Raw genomic sequence first — 13,332 nt, forward strand, 5'->3', positions numbered from 1 at the left:
CTTTATTCTCCGTAAATATGATCGTTAGCTAATGCCCTTAGCTCTTTCTCATCCTTCACATAAATACATTCCCTCGTTCGTTCAAGCAGTTGTCGTTCGCATAATTTTTGGATGACGCGATTAATATGGCGATAACTAGTACCAATAAAGCTTGCTACATCTGGTAAATGTGCGGTGGCAAGCGGTCTATGGTGCCCTTCATTACAACATGTGGCAACGATATAACTCGCTAAACGCATCTCAACAGGGTGCATCACATTTAAACTAAGAGCATGCGACTTATTATAAAATTTCCGTGTGATTTCTTGTAAAATAAAGTGTAAAAATATTTTTTCTTCATATAATTTATCCACTTGATCTAAAGGTATACATAACATCACTACATTTGTAACAGCCTCTACTGTATTTAAAATTTCAACCTTTTGGATATATTCGATATCGCCTATCACTTCTAACGCATTTTTAAATGATAATATGAGGTGACGCCCTTCCATAGAAGTTGTATATATTTTCACCTTTCCTTCTACTAAAATGGCAAGACTTTGCAACTCATCCCCTTGACTACAAATTTGTTCGCCTTGTTCGTAATACATTAAGTAGTAGGTATCATCAATAGGTAAGGTTGTTGTTAAATCATGGCTATTAATATAATCTTGAATGCGTGCCGTATCTTTACTCCGTTTCATGACAAACCTACTCTCCTCTATATCCCTATATTAAAAGCTTTGCCATATTATATTCACAGGACAAATGACCGCATGTTATGGATGGTATGCTTCTAACGCTTTAATGGTTGTTAATGTTAATGGTTCGGGTAAATCATTTAACGCATACCATCCAATTGCCTCTAGTGCATGAGGCTCTTGATTTTTAGGCTGACCACAACAAATATGAGCTACAAAAGTAGGCGCAACAAAATGGATTTGCTCATCAGGTAGAATATGGTTTGTCACACATAATAATCGCTCTAACGTAATCGTAATGGCTAATTCCTCTTTGATCTCACGTATAATGGCATCTTCTATGGTCTCCATAAAATCTACCTTACCACCAGGCAAACTCCAGTGAAATGATTCCGGTGCTTTCTTTCTTTTCACAAGTAGTAGTTTGTCATCTTGTATAATAAATGCACCAACGCCAACACCAATCATGTCACTTAGCCCCTTCAAGTGTTAATAACTGTTCTTTTAAGGGGAGGCCTGCACCATAGCCTACTAGTTTTCCATTGGCGCCTATGACACGATGACATGGCACAATAATTAAAATGGGATTTTTATTATTAGCATTCCCTACCGCTCTCGAAGCATTCACATTTCCTATGGCAGTTGCTACCTCTTTATATGTACGAGTCTCACCAAAAGGAATTTCCTTTAGAGCTTGCCACACTTTTTGTTGAAACGCTGTACCTTGTGGCTGTAGGGGTAAATCAAATTGCTGACGCTTACCTTCCAAATATTCTGATAGTTGTTGATAACCTTTTTTCATCCATTCATTTTCCGGCCCATCTACTGGTTCATCTGTTATCGTGACTGCTTGAATTGCCTCATCATTAGCTTCAATCAATACTAACCCTATCTTTGTTTCATACGTTTTTTTCATATTGTTCACCTAACTTTCTTTTAATTTCTGGCCATTCTGTTGCAATAATGCTATACATTGCTGTATCACGAGATGTGCCATCCTTGCGAATCATATGATTGCGTAAGATTCCTTCAAATATACCACCAATGCGCTCAATAGCTGTTCTTGATCGTATATTTTCGGCATCTGTCTTAATCGTTACACGCTGTAAACCCCATACTTCAAAAGCATAATGTAGGAGAACTAATTTAGTATTAGTATTAATGCTTGTTCGCCATGCCGCAGGTGTTAACCAAGTAGCACCTATTTCTGCTGTTCTATGCCCTTCTTTAATATCCATAAAGCGTGTGGAGCCAACAATCTTATTTGTCGCTTGGTCAATAATAACAAAAGCTTTTTCATCCGCTTTAACTTCATTCACATATGCCTTCACGCGCGATAAACTATTTAACGTTACTGAGAGATATGTCCATATTTCAGGGTAATCTGCTACTTCCCAAATTCCATCAACATGCTCTGTAGCCATTTCTTCTAGCCGTACAATGGTATTCTCCATACTCCTACACCTCCATGTTTTTTACATTATACCGAATGTATTTTCGGATGTACAAGACTTTAACTATTGACAAATACTCGAAGATACGGCATTGTTATATACAACAATATACCCCATTAGGTATTTTAGGAGGAAAGAAAATTGACGCAACCAATTCCAAATAGTATTCCAAAACCACTTGTGACAACTAACCAAGCTTTTATTGTCATCACCTCTTTGTTAGGCGTTTTTGTGAATACAAATATTTTATTCATCCCTTTTATTCTTGGCTTATTTACAGTTTTAACTAAAATCAACCCAATTGTATTAGCAGGTAAACGCTTTTTACGTAAACCATTACACACTTATCATCCTGAAGATAAGGATCAACAGATTTTTAACCAATGGATTGCTACAACGTGTTTAGGTCTAGCCTTACTCTTCTTTTATCTCGATTGGGCAATCGCTGGCTATGTAATGGCTGGTATGGTTATAGCTGCATCAGGGATTGCTTTAACAGGCTTCTGCATCGGTTGTTGGATTCGCTTTAAAATTAAAATGTGGCAACATAAACGTCGCATGGCAAAAAATATATCGTAATGATTGCTCACGCATCTTGTGAGTTATCTCACCGTGAGGAATCGTGATTACCACTTTTCCTCATTGTTATCTTTACAATAAAAATAAAGGAGATTATGTATTATGCTCAGTAAAATTTATCGCTTCCCACAAAAATACATGATGATTAGTGTGCCTCTCATATTAGTGTTAGGCTTTGTTATTGGAAACTTTGTCGATACTTCCGTATTACAACCAACGATTTTAATTGGCACAATTATTATGATTTATGCCACAATGATTGGGTTTAACTTCAAACAATTAGCCTCTCCTAAAGGCACTAAAGTATTACTGTATGCAGTAGTTATTAATTTTGTAATTATTCCTGTTGTTGCGTATAGTTTAGGAACTATCTTCTTAAAAGAGTACCCTCTTATGTTTGCAGGCCTTGCCTTATCTGCTTTGCTACCTACAAGCGGTATGACAATTTCATGGACAATGTTACAAAAGGGAAATGTAGCTGTCGCTGTAAAACTAACGATTTTTGGTTTACTCATTGGCTCTATCTTAACACCTTGGTATTTATTGCTCATGGTTGGCCAATATGTAGATATTAATATTTGGCAAACGATGCAAACGATTCTACTTGTTGTTTTTCTTCCTATGTTACTAGGTCACTTCACATTCAAATTAATTTTGCGTAAACATACCCCTCACTACTTTAAAGAGCAAATTAAACCTAAATTAGGTCCTTTAAGTATTTGGGCTATGCTCTATGTGGTATTTGTAAGTATGAGTATGCGTGCCACAATGATTGTTGATAATCTTGCACTTATTGCTATTGCTCTACTTGTTTTATTATTGTTTTACGCACTAAACTTTGCGATTAGCACAGGCATTGCTGTAACAAGATTTAATAGAGCAGATGGGATTGCTTTAGTAAATGGTACAGTGTTGCGTAACTTATCTTTAGCTATCGGGATTGCAGCAACTGCATTTGGCGCAGAAGCCGCTCTTATTGTTACCCTTGCATTTATTGTGCAACAACAATTCATTGCAAACTATGCTCAAATTTCTAAACGTTATTGGTTCAAAGAACAGCACAACAGCAATGAAGTAACGGCTAAAGCATAATTTATAAGACAACGACATCAGATTGACTCACAGAAAAATGGCAAAGGGTCTACTATTCCCTTTGCCACTTTTATAGCTTACACTTCATTTTACATTGCTACTTTACTCCGTTTTAACAATAGGATGATTGTTTTGTGAACTCTTGATCTATTATTTACTCACAGCGATAGCTACTTCTAGTAAAGAAAATTCCGTACCTAAGTAACACTATTTTTGCGTTCTTCTGGTGTCTTATGATGCACATCTTTAAAAGCTTGGCTATGTAACCCATTGATTGAATGTTTTCTCATTAAAAATCTTATTTTAAAGGTGTCCTTACTTTTTCATCATTAAGAGTATAAAAAATAATGTTCTTATCGTTTACTTCATGTTATTTTTGTTATTGTAAAATCTTTTTTAGATTTAATTGAAAAGTTTATTTTCCTTGTTTCTCTACTAATGCCAACTGGTGATGATCCTTCGCTTGTTGTAATAAACTAGCGTCTGTTAATAGACGATAGCCTGTTTTAGCTAATGCTTTAGCGCCTATTAACAATGCCTCGTTACCTCTATCAGATTTTGCAGCTTCTCTAAATGCATCTGTATGGGCAATCAAGCCATCATTACCTATTTTAATATAGGGATGTGCAGTGGGTACTTCATAACTAATATTACCAGCATCTGTTGAGCCTAGCCCTTCTCTCGCATGATGCACTTCCTCACCTAGGTCGCTTAATTCTTCTGCAAGAATGCGGTCTAATGTTGGGTTTAATACTAAGTCTTTCACTTCATTTTGGAAACGCTCAACTTCTACTTTTGCACCTGTTGCTAACGCTGCACCTTGTGCAATCGCTTTAATTTTCTCTGTTACTTGCTCTGTGTGTTGCCATGTTGTTGCACGTATATAAAAGCGAGCTGAAGCAAAGGCTGGGATAATATTTGGTGCTTCGCCACCATTTGTAATAATGCCATGAATACGCACCGTTGACGGTAATTGCTGTCGTAAAGCATTAATGCCATTGAATAGCTGAATCACACCATCTAATGCATTAATTCCTTGCTCTGGTGATGCTGCAGCATGTGCAGGTTTGCCATAAAATTTAAAGTCTAATGGATTTACTGCTAAGGAGTGAGATGTTGTGGCCGTTTTACCAGATGGGTGAATCATTAGCGCAACATCAATATCTTTCAAATAACCATGTTTTACAAAGCTACCTTTAGCACTGCCATTTGGCCCACCCTCCTCAGCAGGTGTACCTAAGACAATTACACGCCCCCCTGTATGATGAATCTGCGTAGATAATGCAATCGCTGCTGCTACACTGGTTGTCCCAATAATATTATGACCACATGCATGGCCTAAAACGGGTAGGGCATCATATTCCGCTAAATATGCAATTGTTGCACCAGGCTTCCCACTCTTGTACTCTGCATAAAATGCCGTATCATGACCAGCTACACCCGTTTTTACTGTAAATCCCGCATTAACTAGTAATGTCGTTAATTGTTCACTCGCAAAAAATTCTTCATTGCCAATCTCAGGGTTTGCATGAATGACTTGACTTGTTTCAATCCATGTTTTGCTATTTTCATCTATCACTTGTTCAATCGTTTTTACTAATGTTGTCATGTTATTTCTCCTCCTGTAGATCTTTTAATACTTTCTCTAACTCAGCGCCTGTACGCTCTACTACAATAGAACCGCCTGCTGTTTCCTTTTGTACTTCGTCAATTACAGCTTGATCGTGGTAAAGTTCGACAATACGCTGAAGTACTTTATTATCTTTATCTGCTGCCTTTGCTGCAAAAATATTGACATATGGCTGGGCTTCTTCACTTTCAGCATCTTCTAAGTAAATGGGATCTTTTAATGGGTCAAATCCGGCTTGACCTGCAATACCATTATTAATGATTGATAATGTAACATCTTCTAATGCACGTGGCGTTTGCTGTGCCACCATAGGAATGATATCTAAGTTTCTTTTATTTTCTGTAATTTGACTTACATCTGCAAAAAGACCTGCATTATCAGCTAGTTTAATTAAACCTGCTGATTGTAATAATTGAAGTGCTCTTCCTTGGTTGGATGGGTCATCCGGAATCGCCACCTTGTCGCCTTCTTTTACTTCATTTACATCTTTTACTTTACTAGAATAAATACCTAGTGGTGCGATAACGGTTGCACCGATTGGCACTAACCCTGTATTATTTTCTTTTTCAAATTGGCTTAGGAAAGCGATATGTTGGAAAGAGTTTAAATCAATATCGCCATCTGCTAATGCTTTGTTGGGTAATGTGTAATCCGAAAACTCTTGCAAGGTAATAGTAATGCCTTCTTTTTCAGCTAACTCTTTTAACACATTCCACTGCTCACCATCTGTACCTGTAACACCAATCACAACTTCTTTCTTTTCTTCTTTTTTCTCTGCGCCTGTATCTTTGCCACAAGCTGCTAATGCGAATAAACTAATCACCAAAAGACTAATAATTCCAAATTTTTTCATTATAAAAACTCCTTATCGACGTAAAATTTTGCTTGATAATGTATTGCCCAACCACTGCGCTAATTGAACAAGTATGATTAAAATTACTACTGTTACAACAATGACACTTGTATCGAATCTTTGATAACCATGAGTCATAGCAATATGCCCTAGACCACCGCCACCAACTGTGCCTGCTACGGCAGAAAAATCGATTAAACTAACGGTCACAAACGTGAGACCTAACACTAATGGACCTAATGCCTCTGGAATGAGTACAGTTCGTATAATCTGTAAAGGACTCGCTCCCATTGCCTCAGCAGCTTCAATCACCCCTGGGTCAATGCTAATTAAATTATTTTCTACTACACGTGCTACTACAAATGATGCTGCAATTGTAATCGGGAAAATCGCTGCAGCAGTACCAATTGTTGTACCAACAACTGTACGTGTTAATGGCATCAATGCTACTAATAAGATTACAAATGGTATGGGACGAATAATATTAATGCCTAAATTTAATATTATGGCTACCCATCTATTCTCTAAAATACCACCTTTACGTGTCGCAAATAATGTTAGCCCAATTATTGTCCCTATAATGGTACTAAAGATTAATGTCGCAATAACCATCGTTAACGTTTGTCCTGTTGCCTCTACAATTCGTGGCCAAAATGTTTGCCAATCTACCTTCATGCGATTGCCACCTCTTTCACTTCAATTGCTTGCCTTAGCTCTTGCAAAACCGCTTGAATTTTTTGTTCTTCGCCTTCAAAAGATACAATGAGATTACCGAAGAAGCGCTGTTGTAACTCTTTTACTGTGCCATAAATAATATTGACATCTACTTGATGTTTTCTCGTAGCCTGTGATAATAAAGGGTCACTTGCTTTATCTCCTTTAAAGATTAAACGGTATAACTGACTACCACTCCACTTTTCTAACAAATGAGCTGATGGTAAGTCTTGCTCTGTCGCGCTAATAAAACGCTTTGTTGTAGCATGTTGAGGATTAGTAAAGGTATCAAAAACGGTACCACTCTCAATAACACGCCCTTCTTCCATAACGGCTACTCGATTACAAATCGCTTCAATTACTTGCATCTCATGCGTAATGAGTAAAACCGTAATACCCAACTCTTTATTTACTTTTTGAATCAGCTGTAAAATATCCGCTGTTGTATTTGGATCTAGTGCTGAAGTTGCTTCATCACAGATTAAAATGCGAGGCGATGTAGCCAATGCTCTCGCAATACCAACACGTTGTTTTTGCCCACCAGACAACTGCTCCGGATAATGTTTAGCCTTATCAGACAAACCAACAAAACGTAGTAACTCCTCCACTTTATGTTTAATTTCCGCTTTTGCTACGCCAGCTAATTCAAGCGGATAAGCGATATTTTTTGCTACCGTGCGAGAGGTAAATAAATTAAAGTTTTGAAAAATCATACCGATGTCGCGGCGTTGTTGACGTAATTCTTTTTTTGTATAGTCGGTTAGAGATTTATCATTAATCAAAACTTCGCCTTCTGTTGGCTTTTCTAATAAGTTGACTAAGCGTAGCAGCGTACTCTTGCCTGCTCCACTAAATCCGATAATGCCAAAAATGTCTCCTGCTTCGACTGTTAGTGATACTTTCTCCACAGCTGTAATAGCTTGGCCTTTTGTTTGGAATGTTTTTGTTACATTTCTAAATTCAATCATGATGATCAACCTCTCTCACATGTTAAAAAGAAAAAACCCTTCTTTTTCTATCTTGTTGAAAGATAAAAAAAGAAGGGTTCATAAATATAATAGTGAAACCTCTTTTCTCATCTTTCAAACAATACTTGTTTGCAGGAATTGGCACAGTATTTATATAAACCTGTTGCCGAGATATCATAGGGCCTGTCCCTCAATCTCTCTGGATAAGAAAAAATAAATTATTAATTTTTTAAGTTGATTACCACTTTACTCGTTGCCTTTTAAAAAGTCAACTAGTTTTTTAAACAAGTGTTAATAACATCTCACGAATTGTTTTACAAGCCATGGCTGTTGAGGCACCTGATGGATCATACTGGGGGGATAACTCTACAACGTCTGCTGAGACGATGTGTTGCAAGGTTTGAAATTGTTGTATCGCATCTAGCAACTCACGATACGTAATGCCACCTGGTTCGGGTGTACCTGTTCCTGCAAAAAATGCAGGGTCTAAAATATCTAAATCAATCGTAATATAGACAGGTACCTCTTTTAGCTTTTCAATCGTTTGTTGTAATGTGTTTAGGGTGAATTTTTCTAAATGTGTATGGGTATTAGCCCACTCAAACTCCTCTTTCGTACCTGAACGAATCCCGAATTGATAAATGCGCTCATCTCCTAAAAAATCATGACAACGCCTAATAACCGATGCATGTGACAATCTTTCACCCATATATTCATCTCTTAAATCGGTATGAGCATCTAAATGAATCACATGTAAATCAGGATATTTTTCATAGGCTGCTTGTATGGCAGGTAAACTTACTAAATGTTCCCCACCTACCATGTAAAATTTTTTATTTGCTTGTAATACATTTTTACAATACTGATGAATTTGTTCCATTACGTTTTCTGTATTACCAAAGGGAAGCTCTAGATCGCCACCATCAAAAATTTGATAATCTTCTAGATCAGCATTCAAATAAGGTGAATACGTTTCTAAACCGTATGAGTCTGGGCGGATGGCTTGCATAGCAAACCGTGTTCCAGGTCTAAAACTCGTTGTACCATCAAAAGGCACACCAAATAAAACGACCTCAGCCTCTTCATAATCTGCCTCACATGCTATAAAAGTACTGACATTTTTATTCATGTGTTAATTGCTCCTTCACATAACTAGATAGTGCAAAAGAACCTTTATGCAAATCTACATTGTAATATTTCGTTTTCAGACCGTAACGCTCCCACTGTGCTAAATCAGCATCTTGTAAAGGATCTAATGATTTAGAAGCGAAGCCAAATAACCAGTGCCCAGAAGGATACGTTGGCATATGGTATTGATACACATGAGTAATAGGAAAAATATCTTTTATTTTTTGATGTGCTTTCTTCATATTCTCTGCATACTCTGCAAAATACGGGGATTCATGTTGGTTAATCAATATCCCTTTATCATTTAACACACGAAAACATTCTTGATAGAATGCCGTTGTAAATAAGCCTTCACCAACTGAAATTGGGTCTGTTGAATCCACTAAAATTAAATCAAATGAATGATCTGGTGCATTCTTCACATAGGCTAAGCCATCTTCAAAATGTAGCGTCATACGTGGGTCTTCTTCCACACCTAAAGCTGTAATTGGCAAATACTCTTGGCTGAGACGGAAAACACGCTCATCAATCTCTGCCATCACGACATTTTCGACATGCCCATAACGTAGCACTTCACGAGCTGTACCCCCGTCGCCCCCGCCAATAATCAATACATTTTTAATAGCAGGATTAGTGGCCATTGCTGGATGTACAATCATATCGTGGTAAATGAACTCGTCTTTTTCATTGACCATCATTAAACCATCTAATGTGAAAAATGTACCAAACTCTTCACCTTTATAAAAATCAATTTGCTGAAAATCTGACTTTTCACTATGCAAATGTTCGTCATATGCGATTGAAAACTTACATTCCTTACTCCACTCTTCTGTATACCATTTCATTATATAACACCTTCTAATTCAGATTTAACTTGAATTTTTTCAATTTCTTTTTCAGCAAACTGACGTATTTTATCGGCCATACCTCTTGGTACTTCAAATGATTCTGTTTGTTTAGCTTTTAATTTTTCGGATAAATAGTCAGCCGCTTTCCACGGATTTACGGAATCACCACAAGTATAGACATCTACTGAGGCAAAACCATATTCTGGCCATGTATGAATGGTTAAATGTGATTCTTCTATAATAACTGCACCCGATACACCATAAGGATTAAAATGATGAAAAACCGACTCTACAATGGTTGCTCCTGAATAGTCAGCAGCTTCTCTCATATACTGTTCAATTAACGCATTGTCTTCCATAATATCACTTGGACAACCATAAAACTCAATTAACACGTGACGACCTAAAGTACGTAATTCTAAACTCATTATGCATGCTCCTTTACGACTGTGATATGATGTTTAACACTGGTTTCCATAAGCACATTGCCGATTGTTTTATTGTAGTAATGATATTGCGAAATAACATCTGCCGTAATTGTTTCACCTGGAATGACTAAAGGTATACCTGGTGGATAAATCATTAAAGTATCTGCACTAACACGCCCCATTGCCTCGTCAATAGCTAACGTATCATGTTCTGCATAATAAGCTTCTCTTGGCAATAAGACTAACTCATTCATGGTGCTAGGTGTAACGTGCAAAGAAAGTACAGTCATACCTTTAGCATATTTCTGCTCAATATCTTGCAATGCGTGTACTAGCTTTTGAATGGATGGTTCTGCATCCCCCATAGTAATAACTGCCATCACAACATACCCCTCCGCTAACTCCATTTGAATATGGTAGTTCTCTTTAAGTAAGGTATATACTTCAAACCCCGTTAGCCCCAAGCGATTGACTCGTATAACCAATTTTGTGAAATCATGTTCTTGTGCAAACTTTTCCTTTAAATATTTAGCTGTCAATACTTCATAATGACCGCCTTCTTCAATTTGTTGAATCGCTTGTTGTATTAGCGGTTTAAGCGATGCATAACGAGGTTTAGCAAACAATGCTAATTCGCGTCTTGCAATGTCGAGCGAGCCCATTAGTAAATAACTCGCACTTGTACTTTGTAACATGCCTAATACTTTTTGCATTTTTTCTTTAGAAATGCGCTTACTCTGCATTAATAATAAGGAGCTTTGTGTGAGTGAACCTGCTGTTTTGTGCATACTTGTTGTGACAGCATCCGCCCCGCAAGCTAATGCATCTTCATAACCTGTCATAAAACCGATGTGTGCACCATGTGCGCTATCAACAATTACTGTCATCTGATGTGCATGTGCTAGCTCGCAGATTTGGCTTAATTCACTCATCGCACCGAAATAAGTAGGATATGTGAGAAGTAATACTTTTGCATTTGGATGTTGTGCAATGGCTTGTTGAATAGCCGTTAAAGAAAGACCATGAGCAATGCCAAAGTGCAAATCTACTTCAGGTTGAATAAAGACGGGCTTAGCACCACTTAAAATAATGCCATCCATTACTGATTTATGCCCATTTCTTGGCACAAGTAACTCATCGCCTGGGGCACAAGTAGCCATAATCATAGCTAAAATACCAACCGTTGTTCCGTTTACAAGAAAGAAAGCCTCATCTGCACCAAAGGCATTTGCTGCTAACAACTGTGCTTCTTTAATAACGGACTGAGGATGACTAAGTAAATCAAGCTCTTTCATCGAATTGACGTCGAAACGTAAAGCGTTACCCATCATATTGTTTAAAGGTGAGGGTTGAGCGCCCATTTTATGACCGGGTACATCAAAAGGTGTAGGATCTGATTTTGCATAACATTGTAAAGCGTTATAAAGGGGCATATCTTGTTGTGTCAACGGTTGCTCTTTTTGCGTCACCTGTTGCACACTAACTGTCATTGCATTGCACCTACTGCTAATGCTTGTTGTAATACATTTACTTTATTTAATCGCTCCCATGGCAAATCTAAATCATTACGTCCAAAGTGGCCATACGCTGCTACTTGTTGATAAATTGGTGTTCGTAAATCTAACATGGCAATAATGCCTGCTGGTGTTAAGTCAAAGTGCTCTCGTACTACTTTTAGCAAAGTCTCCTCTTCCACTTTGGCTGTACCAAATGTTTGAAGTGCAATACTAATTGGCTCACTCACACCAATGGCATACGATAATTGTATTTCACATCTGTCTGCTAAATCTGCAGCTACAATATTTTTCGCAACATAACGTGCCGCATAAGCAGCAGAGCGGTCTACTTTTGTACAATCCTTCCCAGAAAAAGCGCCACCACCATGGCGAGCGGCTCCACCATACGTATCTACAATAATTTTTCGTCCTGTTAAGCCTGCATCACCATGAGGACCACCTACAACAAAACGTCCTGTTGGGTTAATCAAAATGCGGAAATCTTCCGAAAATCCATAAGAGGCAGCTGTTGCTTTGATAATATGTTGTTCGACATATTCCTTAAATTGCACTTCATCATAATCTTCGTCATGTTGAATGGACATCAAAACGGTATCAATTTTAGGAGATTGCGTGTAATCAATCGTTACTTGTGATTTCATATCTGGGCGTGCCCATACAAACTCACCTGACTTGCGTAGTTCGGTTGCTTTACGTACTAGGCTATGCGCCATTTCGATAGCTAAGGGCATATAACTTGTTGTTTCGTTGGTCGCATAACCAAACATAATACCTTGGTCGCCTGCGCCAATATTTTGTGTATCACTCGAAGCATCAACACCTATAGCAATATCAGGAGATTGCGTATGCACAAGTACTTGTATGTCACAAGTATTTGCATTAATGCCATAACTCTCATCTGTATACCCAATAGTTTTTAATGTTTTACGAGCGATTGCCTCAATATCTAACACCGCTTTTGTGGTAATTTCGCCACCTATAATGACACAGTTAGTCGTTGTAAACACTTCACATGCCACACGAGAATAAGGATCCATGGCTAAAGCGGCATCTAATACAGCGTCTGAGATTTGGTCAGCGATTTTATCAGGGTGCCCCTCTGATACCGATTCCGAAGTAAATAAAATCTTTTCAAACATTTAATAACTCCCCTAACATAAAATGTAATTTTATGCATAGAAAAAAGCTCTCCTACAACCAAAGGAAAGCTTCGATGACAATTATCAGCTGCTTATCCTCTTATTGTTCACAAAGCGGTATATACTTTGCGCTCAGGTTGGGCCCCAGTCCTTAACTTAGTTAAGTTGGTTTGCCACCGTATCTTCGACCCCTCGTCTCAACGGCTACTAATAAGATAGACTTTATTCAATGCTGAGGTTAATAATAGGCTATATTTTTTTAGCTGTCAATTTATTTTTCCAGTTTATTTTTGCTCGCA

The 13,332-nt window shown here is 37.7% G+C and carries 15 protein-coding genes and 1 riboswitch; of the genes, 2 read left to right on the forward strand and 13 right to left on the reverse strand.

All coding sequences use genetic code 11. The features are described 5' to 3' along the window. Positions 1-2 precede the first annotated feature (2 nt). The 4 genes from IEW44_RS10240 to IEW44_RS10255 form a co-directional block, all read right to left on the reverse strand. Positions 3-686: a Crp/Fnr family transcriptional regulator gene (locus tag IEW44_RS10240; protein ID WP_188614954.1), complete on the reverse strand. Its 684-nt coding sequence runs from the start codon at positions 684-686 to the stop codon at positions 3-5. A 75-nt stretch (positions 687-761) separates the two neighbouring features. Next, positions 762-1,151: an NUDIX hydrolase gene (locus tag IEW44_RS10245; RefSeq protein ID WP_188614955.1), complete on the reverse strand. Its 390-nt coding sequence runs from the start codon at positions 1,149-1,151 to the stop codon at positions 762-764. A gap of 1 nt (position 1,152) precedes the next feature. Then, positions 1,153-1,599, reverse strand: coding sequence for a methylated-DNA--[protein]-cysteine S-methyltransferase (locus tag IEW44_RS10250; RefSeq protein WP_188614956.1), 447 nt, complete (start codon positions 1,597-1,599; stop codon positions 1,153-1,155). Continuing rightward, the gene (locus IEW44_RS10255) at positions 1,583-2,137 is read right to left on the reverse strand and encodes a GNAT family N-acetyltransferase (RefSeq protein ID WP_188614957.1); all 555 of its coding nucleotides are present in this window, start codon (positions 2,135-2,137) and stop codon (positions 1,583-1,585) included. Before IEW44_RS10255 ends, IEW44_RS10250 begins: the two co-directional genes overlap by 17 nt. A 141-nt stretch (positions 2,138-2,278) precedes the next feature. Here IEW44_RS10255 and IEW44_RS10260 point away from each other — a divergent pair, with 141 nt between their 5' ends. Continuing rightward, on the forward strand, positions 2,279-2,716 hold the full coding sequence (locus tag IEW44_RS10260) for a DUF4395 domain-containing protein (RefSeq protein WP_229704219.1): 438 nt from the start codon (positions 2,279-2,281) through the stop codon (positions 2,714-2,716). A 102-nt stretch (positions 2,717-2,818) separates the two neighbouring features. Beyond that, on the forward strand, positions 2,819-3,808 hold the full coding sequence (locus tag IEW44_RS10265; RefSeq protein ID WP_188614958.1) for an arsenic resistance protein: 990 nt from the start codon (positions 2,819-2,821) through the stop codon (positions 3,806-3,808). 415 nt (positions 3,809-4,223) lie between these two features. Here the strand turns inward: IEW44_RS10265 and IEW44_RS10270 are convergent, their stop codons facing one another. The 9 genes from IEW44_RS10270 to metK form a co-directional block, all read right to left on the reverse strand. Continuing rightward, positions 4,224-5,417, reverse strand: coding sequence for a M20 family metallopeptidase (locus tag IEW44_RS10270; RefSeq protein WP_188614959.1), 1,194 nt, complete (start codon positions 5,415-5,417; stop codon positions 4,224-4,226). 1 nt (position 5,418) lies between these two features. After that, positions 5,419-6,291 carry a MetQ/NlpA family ABC transporter substrate-binding protein gene (locus IEW44_RS10275; RefSeq protein WP_188614960.1) on the reverse strand — a complete coding sequence of 291 codons (873 nt, stop codon included), beginning with the start codon at positions 6,289-6,291 and terminating at the stop codon, positions 5,419-5,421. Positions 6,292-6,303: 12 nt separating this feature from the next. Beyond that, positions 6,304-6,966, reverse strand: a complete 663-nt coding sequence (locus tag IEW44_RS10280; protein ID WP_188614961.1) for a methionine ABC transporter permease — start codon at positions 6,964-6,966, stop codon at positions 6,304-6,306. Then, on the reverse strand, positions 6,963-7,973 hold the full coding sequence (locus IEW44_RS10285; RefSeq protein WP_188614962.1) for a methionine ABC transporter ATP-binding protein: 1,011 nt from the start codon (positions 7,971-7,973) through the stop codon (positions 6,963-6,965). Before IEW44_RS10285 ends, IEW44_RS10280 begins: the two co-directional genes overlap by 4 nt. Positions 7,974-8,077: 104 nt before the next feature. Further along, a riboswitch (SAM riboswitch) is annotated at positions 8,078-8,183 on the reverse strand. 70 nt (positions 8,184-8,253) lie between these two features. Next, positions 8,254-9,102, reverse strand: coding sequence for an agmatinase (speB, locus tag IEW44_RS10290; RefSeq protein WP_188614963.1), 849 nt, complete (start codon positions 9,100-9,102; stop codon positions 8,254-8,256). Beyond that, complete coding sequence (speE, locus tag IEW44_RS10295) at positions 9,095-9,946, reverse strand: polyamine aminopropyltransferase (protein ID WP_188614964.1); 852 nt, start codon at positions 9,944-9,946, stop codon at positions 9,095-9,097. The genes speB and speE overlap by 8 nt, the downstream gene beginning before the upstream one ends. Further along, positions 9,946-10,377, reverse strand: a complete 432-nt coding sequence (gene speD, locus IEW44_RS10300; protein ID WP_188614965.1) for an adenosylmethionine decarboxylase — start codon at positions 10,375-10,377, stop codon at positions 9,946-9,948. Before speD ends, speE begins: the two co-directional genes overlap by 1 nt. Beyond that, positions 10,377-11,867 carry an aminotransferase class I/II-fold pyridoxal phosphate-dependent enzyme gene (locus tag IEW44_RS10305; protein WP_188614966.1) on the reverse strand — a complete coding sequence of 497 codons (1,491 nt, stop codon included), beginning with the start codon at positions 11,865-11,867 and terminating at the stop codon, positions 10,377-10,379. The genes speD and IEW44_RS10305 overlap by 1 nt, the downstream gene beginning before the upstream one ends. After that, a complete protein-coding gene (gene metK / locus IEW44_RS10310) occupies positions 11,864-13,033 on the reverse strand; it encodes a methionine adenosyltransferase (protein ID WP_188614967.1) in 1,170 nt (389 codons plus the stop codon). Before metK ends, IEW44_RS10305 begins: the two co-directional genes overlap by 4 nt. Positions 13,034-13,332 lie beyond the last annotated feature (299 nt).

This window comes from Lysinibacillus alkalisoli (genome assembly GCF_014643595.1).
GTDB lineage: Bacteria > Bacillota > Bacilli > Bacillales_A > Planococcaceae > Metalysinibacillus > Metalysinibacillus alkalisoli.

Excerpts from the sequence above, each read along its gene's own strand:
- IEW44_RS10240 (WP_188614954.1), bottom strand. The coding sequence starts at position 686 with ATGAAACGGAGTAAAGATACGGCACGCATTCAAGATTATATTAATAGC.
- IEW44_RS10305 (WP_188614966.1), bottom strand. The coding sequence starts at position 11,867 with ATGACAGTTAGTGTGCAACAGGTGACGCAAAAAGAGCAACCGTTGACA.
- IEW44_RS10265 (WP_188614958.1), top strand. The coding sequence starts at position 2,819 with ATGCTCAGTAAAATTTATCGCTTCCCACAAAAATACATGATGATTAGT.
- IEW44_RS10280 (WP_188614961.1), bottom strand. The coding sequence starts at position 6,966 with ATGAAGGTAGATTGGCAAACATTTTGGCCACGAATTGTAGAGGCAACA.
- speE (WP_188614964.1), bottom strand. The coding sequence starts at position 9,946 with ATGAAATGGTATACAGAAGAGTGGAGTAAGGAATGTAAGTTTTCAATC.
- IEW44_RS10245 (WP_188614955.1), bottom strand. The coding sequence starts at position 1,151 with ATGATTGGTGTTGGCGTTGGTGCATTTATTATACAAGATGACAAACTA.
- speB (WP_188614963.1), bottom strand. The coding sequence starts at position 9,102 with ATGAATAAAAATGTCAGTACTTTTATAGCATGTGAGGCAGATTATGAA.
- IEW44_RS10270 (WP_188614959.1), bottom strand. The coding sequence starts at position 5,417 with ATGACAACATTAGTAAAAACGATTGAACAAGTGATAGATGAAAATAGC.
- IEW44_RS10255 (WP_188614957.1), bottom strand. The coding sequence starts at position 2,137 with ATGGAGAATACCATTGTACGGCTAGAAGAAATGGCTACAGAGCATGTT.
- metK (WP_188614967.1), bottom strand. The coding sequence starts at position 13,033 with ATGTTTGAAAAGATTTTATTTACTTCGGAATCGGTATCAGAGGGGCAC.
- IEW44_RS10275 (WP_188614960.1), bottom strand. The coding sequence starts at position 6,291 with ATGAAAAAATTTGGAATTATTAGTCTTTTGGTGATTAGTTTATTCGCA.
- IEW44_RS10285 (WP_188614962.1), bottom strand. The coding sequence starts at position 7,973 with ATGATTGAATTTAGAAATGTAACAAAAACATTCCAAACAAAAGGCCAA.
- speD (WP_188614965.1), bottom strand. The coding sequence starts at position 10,377 with ATGAGTTTAGAATTACGTACTTTAGGTCGTCACGTGTTAATTGAGTTT.
- IEW44_RS10250 (WP_188614956.1), bottom strand. The coding sequence starts at position 1,599 with ATGAAAAAAACGTATGAAACAAAGATAGGGTTAGTATTGATTGAAGCT.